This is a genomic window from Nostoc sp., assembly GCF_036917755.1.
GTDB lineage: Bacteria > Cyanobacteriota > Cyanobacteriia > Cyanobacteriales > Nostocaceae > Nostoc.
On the sequence record NZ_JBALFC010000089.1, the window covers coordinates 28,800 to 46,180 of the forward strand.

19 protein-coding genes are annotated in these 17,381 nt (G+C 40.8%); 17 read left to right on the top strand and 2 right to left on the bottom strand.

Going from position 1 to position 17,381, the window contains the following annotated elements; all coding sequences use genetic code 11:
• Positions 1 to 387 precede the first annotated feature (387 nt).
• Entirely contained in the window at positions 388 to 690 is a 303-nt protein-coding gene (locus tag V7L05_RS18825) for a virulence protein (RefSeq protein WP_335166191.1), read from the bottom strand.
• A 95-nt stretch (positions 691 to 785) separates the two neighbouring features.
• On the opposite strand from V7L05_RS18825, the gene V7L05_RS18830 reads away from it, so the two are divergent.
• From V7L05_RS18830 to V7L05_RS18910, 17 genes are all read left to right on the top strand, one after another.
• On the top strand, positions 786 to 1,463 hold the full coding sequence (locus tag V7L05_RS18830; protein ID WP_335166193.1) for a hypothetical protein: 678 nt from the start codon (positions 786 to 788) through the stop codon (positions 1,461 to 1,463).
• Positions 1,464 to 1,656: 193 nt separating this feature from the next.
• A complete protein-coding gene (locus tag V7L05_RS18835) occupies positions 1,657 to 1,911 on the top strand; it encodes a SemiSWEET transporter (RefSeq protein ID WP_335166195.1) in 255 nt (84 codons plus the stop codon).
• 21 nt (positions 1,912 to 1,932) lie between these two features.
• Entirely contained in the window at positions 1,933 to 3,588 is a 1,656-nt protein-coding gene (locus tag V7L05_RS18840) for a B12-binding domain-containing radical SAM protein (RefSeq protein WP_335166197.1), read from the top strand.
• A 110-nt stretch (positions 3,589 to 3,698) separates the two neighbouring features.
• Positions 3,699 to 3,887, top strand: a complete 189-nt coding sequence (locus V7L05_RS18845; protein ID WP_012411100.1) for a CPXCG motif-containing cysteine-rich protein — start codon at positions 3,699 to 3,701, stop codon at positions 3,885 to 3,887.
• Between the two features lie 20 nt (positions 3,888 to 3,907).
• Positions 3,908 to 4,357: an SRPBCC family protein gene (locus V7L05_RS18850; RefSeq protein ID WP_335166199.1), complete on the top strand. Its 450-nt coding sequence runs from the start codon at positions 3,908 to 3,910 to the stop codon at positions 4,355 to 4,357.
• 291 nt (positions 4,358 to 4,648) lie between these two features.
• The gene (locus V7L05_RS18855) at positions 4,649 to 4,852 is read left to right on the top strand and encodes a chlorophyll a/b-binding protein (RefSeq protein ID WP_335166201.1); all 204 of its coding nucleotides are present in this window, start codon (positions 4,649 to 4,651) and stop codon (positions 4,850 to 4,852) included.
• Between the two features lie 313 nt (positions 4,853 to 5,165).
• The gene (gene crtW / locus V7L05_RS18860) at positions 5,166 to 5,927 is read left to right on the top strand and encodes a beta-carotene ketolase CrtW (protein ID WP_335166202.1); all 762 of its coding nucleotides are present in this window, start codon (positions 5,166 to 5,168) and stop codon (positions 5,925 to 5,927) included.
• A 96-nt stretch (positions 5,928 to 6,023) separates the two neighbouring features.
• The gene (cofG, locus tag V7L05_RS18865; protein ID WP_335166203.1) at positions 6,024 to 7,004 is read left to right on the top strand and encodes a 7,8-didemethyl-8-hydroxy-5-deazariboflavin synthase subunit CofG; all 981 of its coding nucleotides are present in this window, start codon (positions 6,024 to 6,026) and stop codon (positions 7,002 to 7,004) included.
• 128 nt (positions 7,005 to 7,132) lie between these two features.
• The gene (locus V7L05_RS18870; RefSeq protein WP_335166205.1) at positions 7,133 to 8,458 is read left to right on the top strand and encodes an ATP-binding protein; all 1,326 of its coding nucleotides are present in this window, start codon (positions 7,133 to 7,135) and stop codon (positions 8,456 to 8,458) included.
• Positions 8,455 to 9,714 carry a tetratricopeptide repeat protein gene (locus V7L05_RS18875; protein WP_335166207.1) on the top strand — a complete coding sequence of 420 codons (1,260 nt, stop codon included), beginning with the start codon at positions 8,455 to 8,457 and terminating at the stop codon, positions 9,712 to 9,714. The genes V7L05_RS18870 and V7L05_RS18875 overlap by 4 nt, the downstream gene beginning before the upstream one ends.
• Before the next feature lie 128 nt (positions 9,715 to 9,842).
• Positions 9,843 to 10,181 (top strand): DUF2281 domain-containing protein, encoded by a 339-nt coding sequence (locus V7L05_RS18880; protein ID WP_335166208.1) that lies wholly within the window; start codon positions 9,843 to 9,845, stop codon positions 10,179 to 10,181.
• Positions 10,174 to 10,539, top strand: coding sequence for a type II toxin-antitoxin system PemK/MazF family toxin (locus tag V7L05_RS18885; RefSeq protein WP_335166210.1), 366 nt, complete (start codon positions 10,174 to 10,176; stop codon positions 10,537 to 10,539). The genes V7L05_RS18880 and V7L05_RS18885 overlap by 8 nt, the downstream gene beginning before the upstream one ends.
• Positions 10,540 to 10,631: 92 nt before the next feature.
• Positions 10,632 to 10,853: a hypothetical protein gene (locus V7L05_RS18890; RefSeq protein ID WP_335166212.1), complete on the top strand. Its 222-nt coding sequence runs from the start codon at positions 10,632 to 10,634 to the stop codon at positions 10,851 to 10,853.
• Positions 10,831 to 11,160, top strand: a complete 330-nt coding sequence (locus tag V7L05_RS18895; protein WP_335166214.1) for a type II toxin-antitoxin system PemK/MazF family toxin — start codon at positions 10,831 to 10,833, stop codon at positions 11,158 to 11,160. Before V7L05_RS18890 ends, V7L05_RS18895 begins: the two co-directional genes overlap by 23 nt.
• A 159-nt stretch (positions 11,161 to 11,319) precedes the next feature.
• Entirely contained in the window at positions 11,320 to 13,065 is a 1,746-nt protein-coding gene (gene hflX / locus V7L05_RS18900) for a GTPase HflX (RefSeq protein ID WP_335166308.1), read from the top strand.
• Positions 13,066 to 13,469: 404 nt separating this feature from the next.
• Positions 13,470 to 14,381, top strand: a complete 912-nt coding sequence (locus V7L05_RS18905) for a hypothetical protein (protein WP_335166216.1) — start codon at positions 13,470 to 13,472, stop codon at positions 14,379 to 14,381.
• 536 nt (positions 14,382 to 14,917) lie between these two features.
• Positions 14,918 to 15,907, top strand: coding sequence for a hypothetical protein (locus V7L05_RS18910; RefSeq protein ID WP_335166218.1), 990 nt, complete (start codon positions 14,918 to 14,920; stop codon positions 15,905 to 15,907).
• Between the two features lie 375 nt (positions 15,908 to 16,282).
• On the opposite strand, the gene ychF is transcribed toward V7L05_RS18910, so the two are convergent.
• Positions 16,283 to 17,374, bottom strand: coding sequence for a redox-regulated ATPase YchF (ychF, locus tag V7L05_RS18915; RefSeq protein ID WP_335166219.1), 1,092 nt, complete (start codon positions 17,372 to 17,374; stop codon positions 16,283 to 16,285).
• Between the last annotated feature and the right edge of the window lie 7 nt (positions 17,375 to 17,381).

Sequence of the window (17,381 nt, forward strand, 5' to 3'; positions counted from 1 at the left end):
GCTTTCAGAAAATATTTTTCCTCGTTTTTCCTCGTTCACAGTCTCAGACTGGGAATGCATTCGTCGAGGCTCTGCCTCAAGGTCTAACTATTTATTCTTCTGCGGTGGATAAGCTAACCGGCATTTTTTATGGGTATTGCTATAGTAGCGGATAACATATTTAACTAAGTGCGATCGCATCTGCTATCAACATGGCTAAAGAGTCAGAAAATCGGTTAAAACACTTCAGTAAATCGCAAAGTTTTTTCAAAGGCGATCGCTAACCCAGATGAGTAACGCTGGCATCCCACTGAGAGTTATTCAGGAGAATAATAAATTTTTTAAACATAAAAAATCCCTACCGTTCAGTGGCAGGAATTGAAGCTCCATTAAAATTGTTGACCGTCGTCAGTTTTCACCGGGTAAGTTTACTTGAACTGCGGGTAATAGGTCGTTATTTTCTTCAATCCTTAGCATTCTGATATCTCTTACTGCTACAGGAAACCATACTAATTGTTTAGCTAAATCTTGAACTGCTAGCACACAAGTAACAGCATTTACATTTTCATTTCCAAAGTAAACGCTACCTTGCTGTCTAGTAAAACCGTGTGAAGTCAATACTTTTTTAATCTCACCATAAGCATTGTTATATGGGTCGCCATCGGACTGTCGTAGCAGTTCAATATCCATATCAAAAGCAATTGCGTACACTCTGGTATTCCTATCTGGGAAATTGTTATTGCTTATTGTAGGGTATGAACTGACGTTTAATTTACTGTTCTTACCTACTAAATTACGTGTTGTTTTTGTGTACATATTTTTACTGTAAATACTGTTTAACTCAATTCTACCGAGATAATCCCATAAATGACAATTCCCCACAGCGATCGCTACAGCGAATCAAAGGGTTATGCGGTTTGTGGTGGTTAGGGTGGGCTAAGTCGCTAGTCTTGATCGTCACAATTATTCATCTATCAGGATTTGGTGCTAACCCAAAAGATGACTACCTGCCTGGAATATACTTCATGCCAGAATATTTGCGTACCGCGATAGTAGCAATTCATCAGTTGCCATCTATCTCAGAAACCTTATGGCTGAGAATCATCGGTAGAGGGAACGTTCAAAAGCAAGTAATTGACGAACTAGAAGCGCTTACTCCTGATAATCCTTTCCGAAAAGCAGCGTTAGAATTGCTATACAACTTGCAACAAAACTTACAAGTTACTCAAAATCAAGACGAGGAAGATAGGGAATTACTTATGCGATTAGCACCACTTTACCAACAAGACCGAGAACAGGCTAAACAACAAGGAATTCAGCAGGGAGAACCCTTAGTGGTGGAAAACTTGCTTAAAGTTCGCTTTGGTGAAATAGATAATGAACTTCAAGCAATTATTGAACCTTTATTAGCGTTATCACCAGAGGAGTTTACGCCTTTACTATTGCAGTTATCCCGTGAAGAATTAATTAATCGGTTTTGCTAGTTTCAATCACATATCGTTTAATAATTAAGATAAAGCTGAAATGATAAGGGAAAGGAGTTTAACTTTTTCCCTTTTTGTTTTATCCATTTTCTACCTCACGTTATAATGTAAAATCGAAGACATTAAACAGTATTAAAAAAATCAGGTTATAAATTTTTAACAAATAAAAAATTTATTTTATAGGTTTATCTAAATGGATTTTCTGACAATTCTCGGATTAGCTGCCGCCACACTAACCACAATCTCTTTTTTGCCACAGATGTTTAAAACGTGGCAAACAAAATCAGCAAAAGATGTTTCTTTGTTGACGCTCATTACATTCATAACTGGTGTTTTTTTGTGGCTAGTTTATGGAATATATCTACAATCCTTACCGATTATTCTTGCGAACGGCGTGACATTTATTTTTAACTTGATTATTCTATGGCTTAAAATTAGATATAGATAAACTTGCCTCTAAAAAACACCTGTGACATCATCTGTATTTACCTCTGAACGCCTCCTTTTCACCCCCGCCACCCCAGATACAAACGCTATCCCCATAATCTTTGCCTTTCCCAATGAATATAGCGTAGGTATCACTAGCCTTGGCTATCAGGTAGTTTGGGCAACCTTGGCAATGCGTGATGATGTGCAAGTGAGTCGCCTGTTTACAGATACTCACGAACAACTCCCCAGAACGCCGGAAATTGTCGGATTTTCGATTTCCTGGGAACTAGATTATGTGAATATTTTAAACCTGCTGGAATCTTTAGAAATTCCCATTCTGGCAACTTCTCGTGATGATTCTCATTCAATAATTTTTGGTGGTGGCCCAGTTCTCACAGCAAATCCCGAACCTTTTGCAGCTTTTTTTGATGTAATTTTACTGGGAGATGGCGAAAACCTGCTGGGGAATTTCATTGAAGCGTACAAAGAAGTAAGAAATGCCTCAAGACAAACTCAACTAAAAAGACTTGCACAAGTCCCAGGAATTTATATTCCCAGTTTATATGAAGTTGAATATCACAGCCTAGATGGTGCAGTAAAGTCAATTAAACCAATCTCTCCCGAAATTCCCGCAGTGGTGCAAAAGCAGACTTATCGGGGAAATACTCTATCGGCATCGACTGTAGTCACCGAAAAAGCCGCATGGGAAAATATTTACATGGTGGAAGTGGTGAGAAGTTGTCCAGAAATGTGCCGTTTTTGTTTGGCGAGTTATCTCACACTGCCTTTTAGAACAGCGAGTCTTGAAGATTCATTAATTCCAGCGATCGCCAGAGGTTTAGAAGTCACAAATCGGTTAGGATTATTGGGGGCTTCAGTAACTCAGCATCCAGAATTTGAGACTTTGCTAGATTATATCAGTCAGCCAAAGTACGATGATGTCCGTCTCAGTATTGCCTCAGTGCGAACCAATACCGTAACAGTGCAGTTAGCAGAAACTTTGACAAAACGAGACACGCGATCGCTTACAATTGCTATAGAAAGTGGTTCCGAGAAAATTCGGCAAATCATCAACAAAAAGCTGCATAATGATGAAATCATCCAAGCTGCAATAAATGCCAAAGCTGGCGGATTAAAAAGCTTGAAACTCTACGGAATGGCAGGAATTCCCGGTGAGGAACCAGAGGATTTAGAGCAAACCGTGGCGATGATGCGTAATATCAAAAAAGCTGCGCCGGGATTGCGCTTAACATTTGGATGCAGCACCTTTGTACCCAAAGCACACACACCATTTCAATGGTTTGGGGTGAATCGTCAAGCCGAAAAGCGGTTGCAGTTTTTGCAAAAACAGCTAAAACCGCAGGGGATAGAATTTCGCCCAGAAAGCTATAATTGGTCAATTATACAGGCTTTGTTATCGAGAGGCGATCGTAGACTCTCGCAACTTCTCCAACTTACTCGTGACTTTGGCGACTCCTTGGGTAGCTACAAACGTGCTTTCAAACAACTCAAAGGACAAATCCCCGACTTAGATTTTTACGTCCACGCCGAATGGTCAACAGAACAAGTATTACCCTGGAGCCACTTGCAAGGGCCTCTGCCACAGTCTACACTACTAAAGCATTTGGCTGATGCTAAAAGTTATATCAATCCATCCCCCAAGGAACTACAGCCATTACTGGGAGGGACTCGATAATAGGGGAGTGGGGACACAGCAGTAGGCGAGGATAAGGGAGAAATAAATAACCAATGCCCAATCCCCCATGCCCCATCCCCAATACCATAGAATTCATCGCTGAAAACTTGATGCAAAACACAGCTGAGTATTACTGCGCCTATTGCGGCGAACCGAACTTAACTTTTATTGATTTGAGTGCTGGAGGACAGCAATCTTACGTTGAAGATTGTCAAGTTTGCTGTAACCCAAATATTTTGTATGTGCGGGTTGATGAAGATACTCTAGATATCGAGATTGATACCGAATCCGAAAGTTGAATTTTTAGGTTTTTCTTTCCATGCTGCAATTTAAACATTCCTCAGTAATTAATGCCCCACCAGAAGTAGTTTGGAAATTTCACGAAAGGTCAGATATTTTGCAACTGCTGAATCCACCTTGGCAGCCAGTCCAAGTGGTTCGTCGTGAAGGGGGGCTTAACGTGGGCGCTATCACAGAATTTCGTCTGTTTCTCGGCCCATTACCCCTAACTTGGTTAGCGCGTCATACTGAATATGAAAAATATCGCCTGTTTACCGACGAACAGATATCTGGCCCTTTTGAATCTTGGGTACATCGACATGAATTTGAACCGGAAAATGGCAAAACTAAGCTGACTGATGCTATTTCCTTCTCTATGCCTGGTGGAGGAACAGTTGAATTTGTCAGTGGTTGGTTAGTGCAAGTGCAACTAGAAGCGATGTTTCGCTATCGTCACTATGTCACTAAACGGGAGTGCGAGTCATGGTAAGCTAATGATCCTTACTTTTTCCAGGATGATTCACTTTTAGTAAGCGGCTCCAGCCCTTTAACTTATCTAGCAAAAATTGGGCAATAACACTCATAAAACCTTCTAACTTTCGTTAGATTTTTTTTTGATATCTGAAGTACTATTTCGCTAATTTGAAAGTAATTCCTGGCAATCTTGAAAATCTCATACTTTAGACTTGTTTACACTTTAGTACTACAGACGGATAGATAGCTCTAATTTATTGGTTAAACATGATAAGAAACATAATTTAATTCTTCAGGAAAATCAACAATGGGACTTTACCCAACTGATGCAATAGAAAACGCATATAATCACAAGCATCATAATACTTTAGAGTTGGGGTTTACTCTTGAGTCCGAATTTTGGAACGGTCGTTTAGCTATGGTCGGTTTTGTCGCTTACCTAATTTGGCATCTCAACGGCTACAGCGTCATGCGGGAATTACTCCACTTCATATCCTACTCTTCCCGCTAATTATGTCACCATCCTTTTCGCCAGCTTCGGCTGTTTAGAAAGTACTATATGGAAAACACTAGTTTCCATAATTACTATCTTTCATAGTGTCATCACGTATATTGTTCAACGTCTCAACCGAAAATATTTGTTACTATCGGCTGGTATGTGTAATAATAATTAAAGTATCTTAATACTTCTAAACATTTTAAAGTATTGGCACTATCCAATGCGAAACACTGACCACTAAAAGAGTTTTCTGGCTGGTGGTTAGCACTTTTTGTGGTGACTATATTTTAGGAATTTTCACCTGAATATTAGGCGGAGTAAAAGCGTGATTCAATTAGAACAACCACACAGTCATCAACCAAAACAGACCCCAGTAGTGAAAAGTAAATCTCAGTTTAAGGGACTTTTCATTGCTATTGTCATTGTTAGCGCATGGGTTATTAGCCTGAGTTTATTACTTTCCCTTGACATCTCCAAGTTAAAATTGTGGATGTTATCGCCTGTTATACTATGGCAAACATTTTTATATACGGGATTATTTATTACCTCTCATGATGCCATGCATGGGGTAGTGTTTCCCCAGAATACTAAGATTAATCATCTTATTGGGACATTAACCCTAGCTTTTTATGGTCTTTTACCATATAAAAAATTATTGAAAAAACATTGGCTGCATCACCATAATCCAGCAACTCAAATAGACCCAGATTTCCATAATGGTAAACACAAAAATTTCTTTGCTTGGTATTTTCATTTTATGAAGGGTTACTGGAGTTGGGGACAAATAATTGCTCTGACTCTTATCTATCACTTTGCTAATCAGATCCTTCATATACCCCATGCTAATCTAACAACGTTTTGGGTGCTTCCCTCGCTTTTAAGTTCATTTCAATTATTTTATTTTGGTACTTTCCTCCCTCATAGCGAACCCATAGGAGGTTATATTCAGCCTCATTGTTCTCAAACGATTCCCCGTCCAATTTGGTGGTCATTTATCACATGCTATCATTTCGGGTATCATGAAGAACATCACGAATATCCTCATATTACTTGGTGGCAGTTACCAGAAATTTACAAAGCAAAATAGTTGTTGTTTATCTAATATAATCGTAGCAAGTGTCACACGGTAATCTATATAGTTTGAGATAGTTTGAGCAAGGCATTCTTTTAGATTATCCTGCTTATGCGAATTAATAATTCTCGTCTTGTCACCTATAGCCCTGCTTATACAATCGTTCCCACTTACGAGTGCTTTAATCGTTGTAGTTATTGCAACTTTCGCAGTGAACCGGGTAAAAGTCCCTGGATGAGTCTTTCAGATGCAGACAGTATTTTAAAAGCACTTCAAAGCGAAAAAGTCTGTGAAATCCTCATACTCAGTGGTGAAGTGCATCCCCATTCGCCAAGGCGTGAGGCGTGGTTTGAGCGAATTTATGATTTGTGTGAATTAGCGCTTGCAATGGGGTTTTTACCGCACACAAACGCGGGGCCACTGAGTTTTGAGGAAATGCAAAAGCTCAAGGGTGTAAATGTTTCGATGGGGCTGATGTTGGAACAGTTAACGCCAACATTGTTAAATAGTGTACATCGGCACGCACCGAGTAAATTACCAGAAGTCCGTTTACAACAATTGCAATGGGCGGGAGAGTTGCAGATTCCCTTTACAACGGGGTTGCTGTTGGGAATTGGGGAAACTGTAGATGATTGGTGGGAAACTTTGGAAGCTATATCTGACTTGCACCAACATTACCATCACATCCAAGAAGTTATCCTGCAACCTCATAGTCCAGGACATCAGCAAACCTTTGATGCACCACCTTTTGACCCCCATCAGTTACCGGAAGTCATTTTTAGGGCGCGTCAGATTTTACCGCCAGATATTACGATTCAAATTCCGCCGAATTTAGTTAAAGATGACCAATGGTTACTCGCTTGTATCGCAGCTGGTGCGCGAGATTTGGGCGGAATTGGGCCAAAAGATGAGGTGAATCCCGATTATCCTCATGTTCAAGAACAGGCATTAAGAGAAATTTTACAGCCTGCGGGGTGGGAATTGGTGCCGCGATCGCCAGTTTATCCCCAATTTGATAGCTGGTTGTCGGGCGAATTACAAACAGCAGTCAAACGCTGGCGCAAGACTCTAACCCCACTTTCTCTTTTGTAAGAATAATGAATCTTTGAACTGGATGAATCCACCTTTGAACTCCGTTAACGAGTCTTTGAACTGGATGCATCTACCTCTATTCTCTATAATCTCAATTATTATGAGCATTATTGCTATATTTTTTACCTATGGTTAATAGTACTGACTTACTCGCAAACCTCTACAACGCCTTTAACCCCTTTGAACCCTTACCCGCAGGTGATCCCAAATATGTAGATTGTCAGGATGTGCGGGGAGATGCGGATATTCTAAAAGAGTTGGGAAATCGGATGCGATTGGCAAATACAAATACTTGCCAATTGTATTCTGGTCATCGGGGTGGGGGAAAGTCTACAGAACTACGCCGATTAAAGAGCTATTTAGAAAATCGGCAATTTTATGTTGTGTATTTTGAGGCTGATGAAGAGGATATCGATTCTGAAGATGCTCAATATACAGATATTCTCCTCGCCTGTACCCGCCGTTTGCTCAAAGATTTAAAAGGAATTGCCAGTCCTCGTCCGATACTCGACTGGTTGAAAGATCGTTGGGTAGATTTAAAAGATTTGGCGCTGACTCCCATAGAGTTTGAGAAGATGGCTGTAGAAGTGCAGCTTGCTCAATTCGCCAAGTTGACCGCAAATTTAAGAGCTGTTCCTGAATTACGCCAGAAGATTCGTCAAAAAATTGATCCTCACACCGTCACTTTAATTCAGGTGTTAAATGAGTTTCTGGTGGATGCAAAACAGCACTTACCTAATGGCGACAATAAACTGGCGGTAATTGTCGATAATTTAGACCGGATGGTGTTAGTTAAAGACGGCGATCGCACCAACTATGAGGAAGTCTTTTTAGACCGCAGCGAACAACTCCAAGCTTTAGATTGCCATTTGATTTACACTGTTCCCATTTCAATGGTCTATTCTACCAGGGCAACAGACCTCAGAGATATTTACGGCGACCCCCAAATTTTGCCGATGATTATGGTAAACACTCTCAAGGGGGAAGTTTACCAGCCAGGACTCAAGAAAGTTAAAGAAGTTATTAACAAGCGAGTTCGCCAAATTGCACCCGAACTATCACTAGAGAAAGAAATTTTTGATAGTCCCGAAACCTTAGACAGACTTTGTTTAATGAGTGGAGGTCATGTGAGGAATTTGCTATTGTTAACTCAAGATGCCATTGGACGCAGTGAGGAGTTACCTGTTTCAGAAAAGGCGGTGCGACGAGCAATTACTCAAGCCAGAGATACTTATCGCCGCACTGTGGAAAATCATCAATGGTGTCTGTTAGCGGAAGTATCTCGTTCTAAGCGCATTATTAATGCTGACTTGTATCGGAGTTTGATGTATAACCGATGTCTTTTAGAATACCGCTATTTTGATGATGAGCAAGAGATGCTGCCTTGGTATGATATTCATCCATTGATTCAAGGAATTCCAGAATTTAAAGAAGCCGTAGCGAAACTTTCATGAACCCAAATTTAAGTGATTGGGATGATGATTTACCCCCAGAAGCAGAAGAAGCTTATCAAGACTTGCTTCGCGCACTGAAGCGAAAATCAGGATTTGGTTTGTTTTTTGTCCAATGTACACCTGGGGAAGCAGACAAGTTCATTGTCAAACTTCCCCAGCAGATTCCGCAGAAGAAGATTGCTGTTTTGCGCTTGGTTGAGGCAATTGATAATTTATATCAGCCAGTAGCAGAGTTTGTTAAAGACAAGCAAGTTGATATTTTATTGATTACAGGTCTGGAATATTCTTTATACAAATATGAAAAAAGAAGTTTTGGTGCAATTACCGAAGGAAAATTTAGTAATTTAACCAGTGTACCGCATATTTTAAATCACTTAAACCAACAGCGAGAACGCTTTAGAGATGATTTTGCAATTAGCTTTGTTTTTCTTTTGCGTTCATTTTCGATAAACTATTTAATTCATCGCGCTCCAGATTTTTTTGATTGGCGTTCTGGGGTGTTTGAATTACCCACAACACCAGAATTAGTAGAACAAGAATCAAATCGCCTACTAGATGAAGCTAGTTGTCAGAAAGATTTAAAACTCAGTCATGAGAAAAAGATAGAGAAAGTACTAGAAATTCAAGACCTTCTATCAGAAAAACATCAAACGGAAATTGTTAGAGCATCATTACTATTTGAACTCGGAAATTTATTATTTGCTGCTAATGAATATGAAGCAGCACTCAGCAGTTATGAGAAAGTTATTGAGTTAAAAATTTATAACTACTCGACTTGGTACAAAAAAGGTGAAGCACTACGAATATTAGGACGCTATGAAGAGGCGATTACTAATTATGACGAAGTTCTTGTGTTCAATCCTGATGACTATTGGGCTTGGTATCATCGTGGGCTATCTTTTAGCGAACTAGGTCGTTATGAGGAGGCAATAAACTCTTATGACCAAGCACTAAAAATTAATAATAAAGATATTGAAAGTTGGGGCAATCGTGGCATGGCATTTTATTACTTAGGCATCTATGAACAAGCGATTGCCAGCTATGATAAAGCTATTGAAATGAAGCCTGAATGCTGCGGTGGAGTTTACTACTATAAGGCTTGCTGTTTCGCCAAGCAAGACATTATTAAATTCGCAATTGAAAATCTACAACGTGCAATTGCTATCAGTTATGAAAAATATAAAAATAGAGCAAAAATCGACTCTAATTTTGATGGTATCCGGCAAGATGAGCGATTTAAAGCTTTAATTCAATAACCGCTATAAAGACTAAACTAATGTAGTGATCGCCTTCACCGTTGTACTGAAAATAGTAACTGAAATGAAAAGCGATATCTATGAATGAAAAATTAAAAAGTTAACCTATCTTGAAGAAAGAAAATCAAATGTCAGAAACAATCAACATTGAACAAGCTGTATTAGATCATCTGCGAATTCTATCGAATGACAAGCAACAAGAAGTCCTAGATTTTGTTGAGTTTCTTGTAAAAAAAACAGCCAATCACCAGGAGTTAAACACTGAAGATTCAGATTCTAGTATCTCATCAAATGTCCAACAGCAAAAACGGCTATCTCTCCGAGAAATTGCCCGACTACCTGTAGCAGAACGTCACAAAATAATAGAACCTTTTATCGCCGCCATAGCCGAAGATTTTTTGAATGACCCAGAATTAACAGAGTTTGCCGTTCTGGATGGTGAAGACTGGGAAACTGAGAATGACTAATCCTAAAAAAGGTGAGATTTGGCTAGTGCAACTTGATCCAACCAGAGGACAAGAAATTCAGAAGACTCGCCCTGCTGTTGTGATTAGTTCTGATATCTTTATTTCTATACCAATGCGGATTATTATTCCTGTGGCAACATGGCAACCTAAATTCCAAAATCGCCTTTTCATGATTCCCATCCAGCAAACTAATGAAAATGGCTTAGACTCAAACTCAGCAGGCAATGTTTTGCAAGTTCGTAGTGTAACAACTGAGCGATTTGTCCAGTGTTTAGGAAAAGTTTCAGCAGCCGTTATGCAAGAATTGCTAGATGGTTTAATTATCTGTATTGATTATGCACCTGAAAGCAACGACTGAAAAAGAGCATCTTTGAGAAAAATACAATTCAGATGCAGCGATCGCCCCTAAATAAAATTACACTAGAATTATGAAAATCCTAACCAACAGTTATGCAAAATGAATTGACTACTCTGACTTATGAAATTGAACTAAAACCAGGGGAGAAATTGAATCTCCCAGAATCAATACTGCAAAATATAACTACAGGACGCTGGGTAATCACCATCCAACAAAAAGCGGAAGAATCCCAAAGCACCCGCAACCATGACGCTTTTTTGAACGGCTACGCACCAGAAGACGAAGGACTTTATGACGACTATCCAAGCAGGTGAGTTTTGGGTAGCAGATATTTCATTCACTAGTGGTGGCGGTTCCAAAAAGCGCCCCGTACTTGTGTTGTGGATAGATGCAAATGATGTTGTAATAGCAGTAGTCACATCTGCAAAACCACGCACACAAACTGATGTACCTCTAAATGATTGGGCTGCAAGTGGCTTGCGTGTTGCTTCAACCGTCCGTCTGTCTCGATTGGATAGCCTAGAACAGTTTTTATTGCTGGCTAAAATAGGGCAAATTTCCGAATCAGATGCAAAGCGTTTAAAAGAAGTATGGGATTTGCATATCAAGCCTCAATTTTAAGCAACTGAAATTAAATGCGATCACGCATAGGTTCAAATAAATACCCACCGCGAACAAATTCATAACGCATCCCTCAAAGGAGAGAGATAGCAGCCTAAACCCTGTTGTAAAATAGACATATAAGGATTCGGGGGGCCATTTAACTGGTCATAAACGCCTATAGAAACTATTTTTGGAAATCTCCAAGGTCTGAAATCCAGCCAGCTGAAGCAACTACAGCGGCTGTATCACCAGCGCATACCAGGCGATCGCATCACCACGCCTGACTTTTCCCAGCGTCTGGCAGCAATTAGCACAGAAGTCAATCAGCCTGTGTGCGCCTACATCAACCGTCGCGGACAAGTGATTCGCGTCGGGGTAGGCACACCGCGTCAAACGCAAATTCCACCCCTGGAATTACCCCGTTACGGTGCAGAACGACTCAGTGGTATTCGTTGTATTGCCACCCATCTCAAGCCAGAACCGCCCAATGAATCCGCGCTCACGGCTATGGCACTGCAACGCTTAGATGCCCTCGTTGTCCTAAATATTACCGGAACGGGATTTACACGGCGGGGAGGCGGTGCGACTGGGTATGTCAAAGAAGCTTATCTAGCTCATCTGACACCCCAAGAGTCTCGCACCCTGATTACTAGTCCTGCTGCTCTTAAGGTAGAGCAAAGCCAAATCCAATCCCCAAGTTGGAATATATCACCACCTCTGGGCTTGGATGATCTGGTAGAGCAAGATTTAGTAGACTTGGTGGAAAATCTGGAAGCGGAATTCCAGCGCGAATTTATCGCCCAGGAAGTCGATGCTGACCACGATCGCGTGCTGATTGTGGGGGTGATGACCAGTGAGATAACTCCCCTACAATTCCAAGATACCCTAGTGGAATTGGCACGTTTAGTTGATACTGCTGGGGGAGACGTATTACAGACAATACAACAAAAGCGATCGCGCGTTCATCCCCAAACCGTAGTTGGCGAAGGTAAGGTGCAAGAAATTGCCCTAACTGCCCAAACACTAGGAGTTAATCTCGTTGTCTTCGACCGCGACCTCTCACCCTCCCAAGTTCGCAACTTAGAAATGCAAATTGGTATCCGGGTGGTTGACCGCACCGAAGTTATTTTGGATATCTTTGCCCAACGCGCTCAGTCGCGTGCCGGTAAGTTGCAAGTAGAACTAGCACAGCTAGAATATATGCAGCCGCGACTGGCTGGCAGGGGTCGCACAATGTCCCGATTGGGTGGTGGTATTGGGACTCGTGGCCCTGGTGAAACAAAACTGGAAACTGAACGCCGTGCCATTGGGCAGCGAATTTCCCGACTGCAAAAAGAAGTGAACCAGTTGCAGGCACATCGTTCGCGGTTACGACAGCGACGACAGCATCGGGAAGTTCCCTCAGTGGCTTTGGTTGGATATACCAACGCTGGCAAGTCCACTTTGCTGAATGCTCTCACGAATGCAGAAGTTTATACAGCCGACCAGTTATTTGCTACTCTCGATCCCACCACGCGCCGCCTGGTGATTCCTTATGGCGAAACAAATGAACATCAGGAAATTCTGATTACAGATACGGTAGGGTTTATACACGAACTGCCTGCATCGTTAATGGATGCCTTCCGCGCCACCTTGGAGGAAGTCACAGAAGCCGATGCCCTACTACATTTAGTAGATTTATCTCACCCAGCTTGGTTGCGTCATATTCGCTCAGTCAGAGAAATCTTGGCGCAAATGCCAATAACTCCTGGGCCGGCGCTGGTTATTTTTAACAAGATTGATCAAGCCGATAGTGCGACACTGGCTGTAGCTAGGGAAGAATTTCCCTTAGCGGTGTTTATTTCTGCGAGTCAGCGCTTGGGATTAGAAACCCTACGTCAGCGTCTGGCCCAGCTAATTGAATACGCCGTTGACTGTGGTTAAAACTTGAGTAGCAAATTCAGCGTTAGCATCTTATATTAGTGTCCTAAATTTTTAACTTTGGGGAAGGCTAAATCGTCTTCCCCTCTTCATTTTATTTTCATAAAATCTCGTGGTATGTGTGAAAAACCATCAGCTTTTATCGTGAATTCAATTACCAATCTTTTATATAAATTGATTGATTAATGAAAATTATTTAAAACCCACATTCCACACTTCAATTAGTAGTATAAATAAAATAAATTTAATCAAAATCCAAAATCATAATTTTGATACGTAAGTAACCTGATAGCTCTGAGTAAAAAAGGCTGCTTTGTTGATGCGGGTGCGAATTGCCTAGATTTGATATGATTGAGCATCCGCTAACACACTTCTCTTACCGATACTCACAGCTTGGCTAAATCAATATGCCTCGGTTTCTCAGGTTAATCATCAATATAGTAGTCTTGGGTGGATTATTACTCATATCCCTGCAAGTTTTGGCCCAAGATTGGCGTCCGGTTCGCGGTGGTATCCCTTTCGGTATCAGTGGTATAGCTTTGATAGAGCCGCAAAGCAATTCCTTAGATTTTCTAATTGTCCATGACAACAAACAAAAAAACCAAGGTCGTTTAGCAATCATCAGCATTAAGGGTAAGAACCAACCTGAATATTTCCCATTGAACTGGCCAAATAACATAGAATTGCCCATCGACTTAGAAGCTTTAACATCTGTTCCAGAGAAAACAAAATTTTCTTTTATCGCTTTAAGTAGTTCTGGAAAAGCTTATTACATCAGGTTAAATCCTGCCAATAAGACCATCTCGGTTCTTAAGGAATTCAATCTCCCAGGAATTATTCAAGGAAATAATTTTGAAGCATTTGGATTACAAAATATAGACGGCAAATTAGTTGCTATTTGGGCACATCGAGGTGAAGGAAAACAACCAGCAACTATTTTTTGGGGAGTGTTTGACTTGGCTAAATATCAAATTACTCTCGCAGGTTCTGCCAATCTGAAAGCACCGTTTCCATCAGGCAACGTTCGCCATATTTCAGATATTAAAGTAGACCCCGTAGGAATTGTGTACATCACCTCAGCAAGTGATGCCGGAGATGATGGGCCATTTCAGTCAGCTGTATATGTCGCTGGTTACTTGGGTTTGCATGGTAACAAAATTGCATGGCAACAAAATCCTCAACTTGTTCCCTTCTACCGCTCTAACTACCACAAAATTGAAGGGATAGAACTTGTTCCCGGTGCGGAAGGCGGTGTGGTTGTTGGTACAGATGACGAGAATTTGGGTTCTTATGTATACATTGTGGGTGGAAGTAGCTGAACAGTAGGGCAGTTATCGTAGCAGGTGCGCGATGCCTGCGGCGGACTACGCTTACGCATTTCTACTTTAAGCTTAGAACGACTGGAAGTATTGGCCTTGTTGGCGCTTTATCATCAATGGCAGACCTCACAGCTTGCCTGGAGCAAGAGGAAGCATCTTAGGTGGTTTATTTGCGATCGCCTCGCATCTGAAGCTTGCATATATTGAAGTTTTTATCAAGTTATTTATGGCGATCGCAGTATTTTTACAATTCATAATAGTGGAGTGCCTTATAACACTTGGGGTTTGCGTCGATATAGCAGTCTGCTTTTATTTTTGTTCGCGCAGCGTGGCGTAGCCATACTTATTTGCGTAGACAGGGAGTGGGGAAGAAGCCTTTTCGGGGTGTACTGATTTTTTTCAAAAATCAAATACGAGTCCTATATATCGCAAAGTGTTGAACCCAGTTTAATTTTTATCTCAATTCCATTAGTCTCAGACTGAAGGTTCTATAGTAAACAAGTAAAAAAATATCTGTTTTTAAGATTTTTTATATTATGAAAAAGTGGCTCGTTTTTATTACAATTGCATTTTTATGTTTCTATTCAACTTATCTTGTTAATGCGTCTAATTACGCCTTATTATCTTCAGATAATAGTTGTAATTTACGATTGATGAAAAAGGGAGAAGGGTGTTTTCTTTACAAAGTGAAATATGCTAATTTTTCTATTCCTATTTACTACTATTTACCTGATACATTGCAGGAAAACACTAAAGTTTTATTTGCTATGCACGGTGAAAAACGTAATGCTCAAGATTATCGAAATGATTGGAGAAAGATTTATAAATACAACAGTGACCAGCATACGAATTTTATTTTACTTGCTCCCCAGTTTGAACAAAAGTGGTTTCCAAAAGCTGTAGGGTATAATCTTGGCAATATGTTTACAGAAGATTTAAAGATTTTAAATCCTCGAAACCGATGGGCATTTAGTGAAATTGAAAATATCTTTACTTTTGTCAAAATAACCACGAAAGTAAAGGCTAATAATTACTATCTCTATGGTCACTCTGCGGGCGCACAGTTCGTGCATCGAATGGTCATCTTTATGCCCCATGCACATATTCAAAAAGCTGTGGCTGCTGAGGCAGGTTCGTATACAATACCCGATGAAAATAGGGAATATCCCTGCGGTCTGAAGAAACTAACTGGAGAGCCACTATCATCTGTAGATTTGAAAAAAACATTTACCATACCAATGACAATAATTTTAGGTACAAAAGATAATAAAGTTCTACCTCCTGAACATGATTCTTATGCTTGTGATACACAGCAAGGTTCTAATCGTTTAGCTCGTGGACAATATTTCTACACTCATGTTAAAAGTATTGCTCATAATAGAAAAGAAGATTTTAATTGGACTCTCAAACAAGTTACAGCTACTCACATTGTTGCAAATACGAATCCTCCGATTGAAGATCCTATGTTAGTGTCATGTGCCGCTTTGGAGTTTTTTCCTAAATTGACCTTCGTTAATTGCAAATAGTTATTCAGCTTATGTAGGAAATTTTTGATTTATCTTTTTATCAAGAACTGCTGCGATCTCTCCGACGGGCTGTGACGCTCGAACGCGAACAGCGTGTCGCAGACAAGACTCGCTATCGGTGACGCGCTTAGAGCAAGGGTTTAAAACCCCCCACTGTTGCGTCAGCTGCCCGCAGGGTACGGGACTGGCTGTGGCTCCAAATCATTCGCGGCCAAAACAAGATAGCTGATTTGCTCTTCCTGCCTCCTTCAATTCTGCACACTGTCAAATTTTGAATTTAGAATTGCTGGAGCGATGTCTACGGCGGGCAAAGCCTACGCAACTTGGTGTAGGTTGACCATTATCTGATAGATAACGGTCACTGATTAATTACCCCTACACATTAAATCGGAACAACATTACATCCCCTTCCTGCACAACATACTCTTTCCCTTCACTGCGAACCAACCCTTTCTCCTTCGCAGCATTCATCGAACCAGTTGTTACCAAATCTTTATAAGCGACAGTTTCGGCGCGAATAAATCCCCGTTCAAAATCACTGTGGATTACACCAGCAGCTTGAGGTGCAGACATTCCCGCATTAATTGTCCAAGCACGGGTTTCTTTGGGGCCGCAGGTGAAATATGTCCGCAAGCCTAAAAGCAAGTAAGTTGCACGAATCAATGATTTCAAACCGCCTTCTTCCACACCTAAAGAAGCGAGGAAATCAGCTTTATCTTCTTCTGGTAATTCCACTAATTCCGCTTCAACTTGGGCTGAAACGATTACAACTTGGGCATTTTCTGTCGCTGCAATTTGCCGCACTTTTTCTACAAAATCATTACCAGTTGCCAACTCATCCTCAGATACATTAGCGGCGTAGATAATCGGTTTATAAGTGAGCAGTTCCAGTCCTTTAATAATTTCTGTTTCTTCTTCATTCAAGCTCACCTGACGCACCGATTTACCTTCATTTAAAGCCGCAGCTAATTTTTCCAAAACTGAGACTTCAAACTGTGCATCTTTGCTGGTACGAGCTTGTTTGCGAGTGCGGTCAATTCGCCGCTCAATTTGTGCTAAATCTGATAAACCCAGTTCTATATTAATGATTTCAATATCTCGCGCCGGGTCAACAGAACCAGCAACGTGGATAATATCGTCATTTTCAAAACAACGTACCACATGGACGATCGCATCAACTTCCCGGATGTGGGACAGGAATTGATTTCCTAGTCCCTCACCCTGACTTGCACCTTTAACTAAACCAGCAATATCGACAAATTCAACCCGCGCCGGGATAACTTGTGCTGAACTGGCAATCTTAGCAAGAACATTTAACCGTTCATCCGGTACTGCGACAACGCCGACATTCGGTTCAATCGTGCAAAAAGGGAAGTTAGCTGCTTCTGCTTTGGCATTAGCAACTACAGCATTAAATAAAGTAGATTTTCCGACGTTGGGAAGTCCGACAATTCCGGCTCTTAGCATTTTGGAT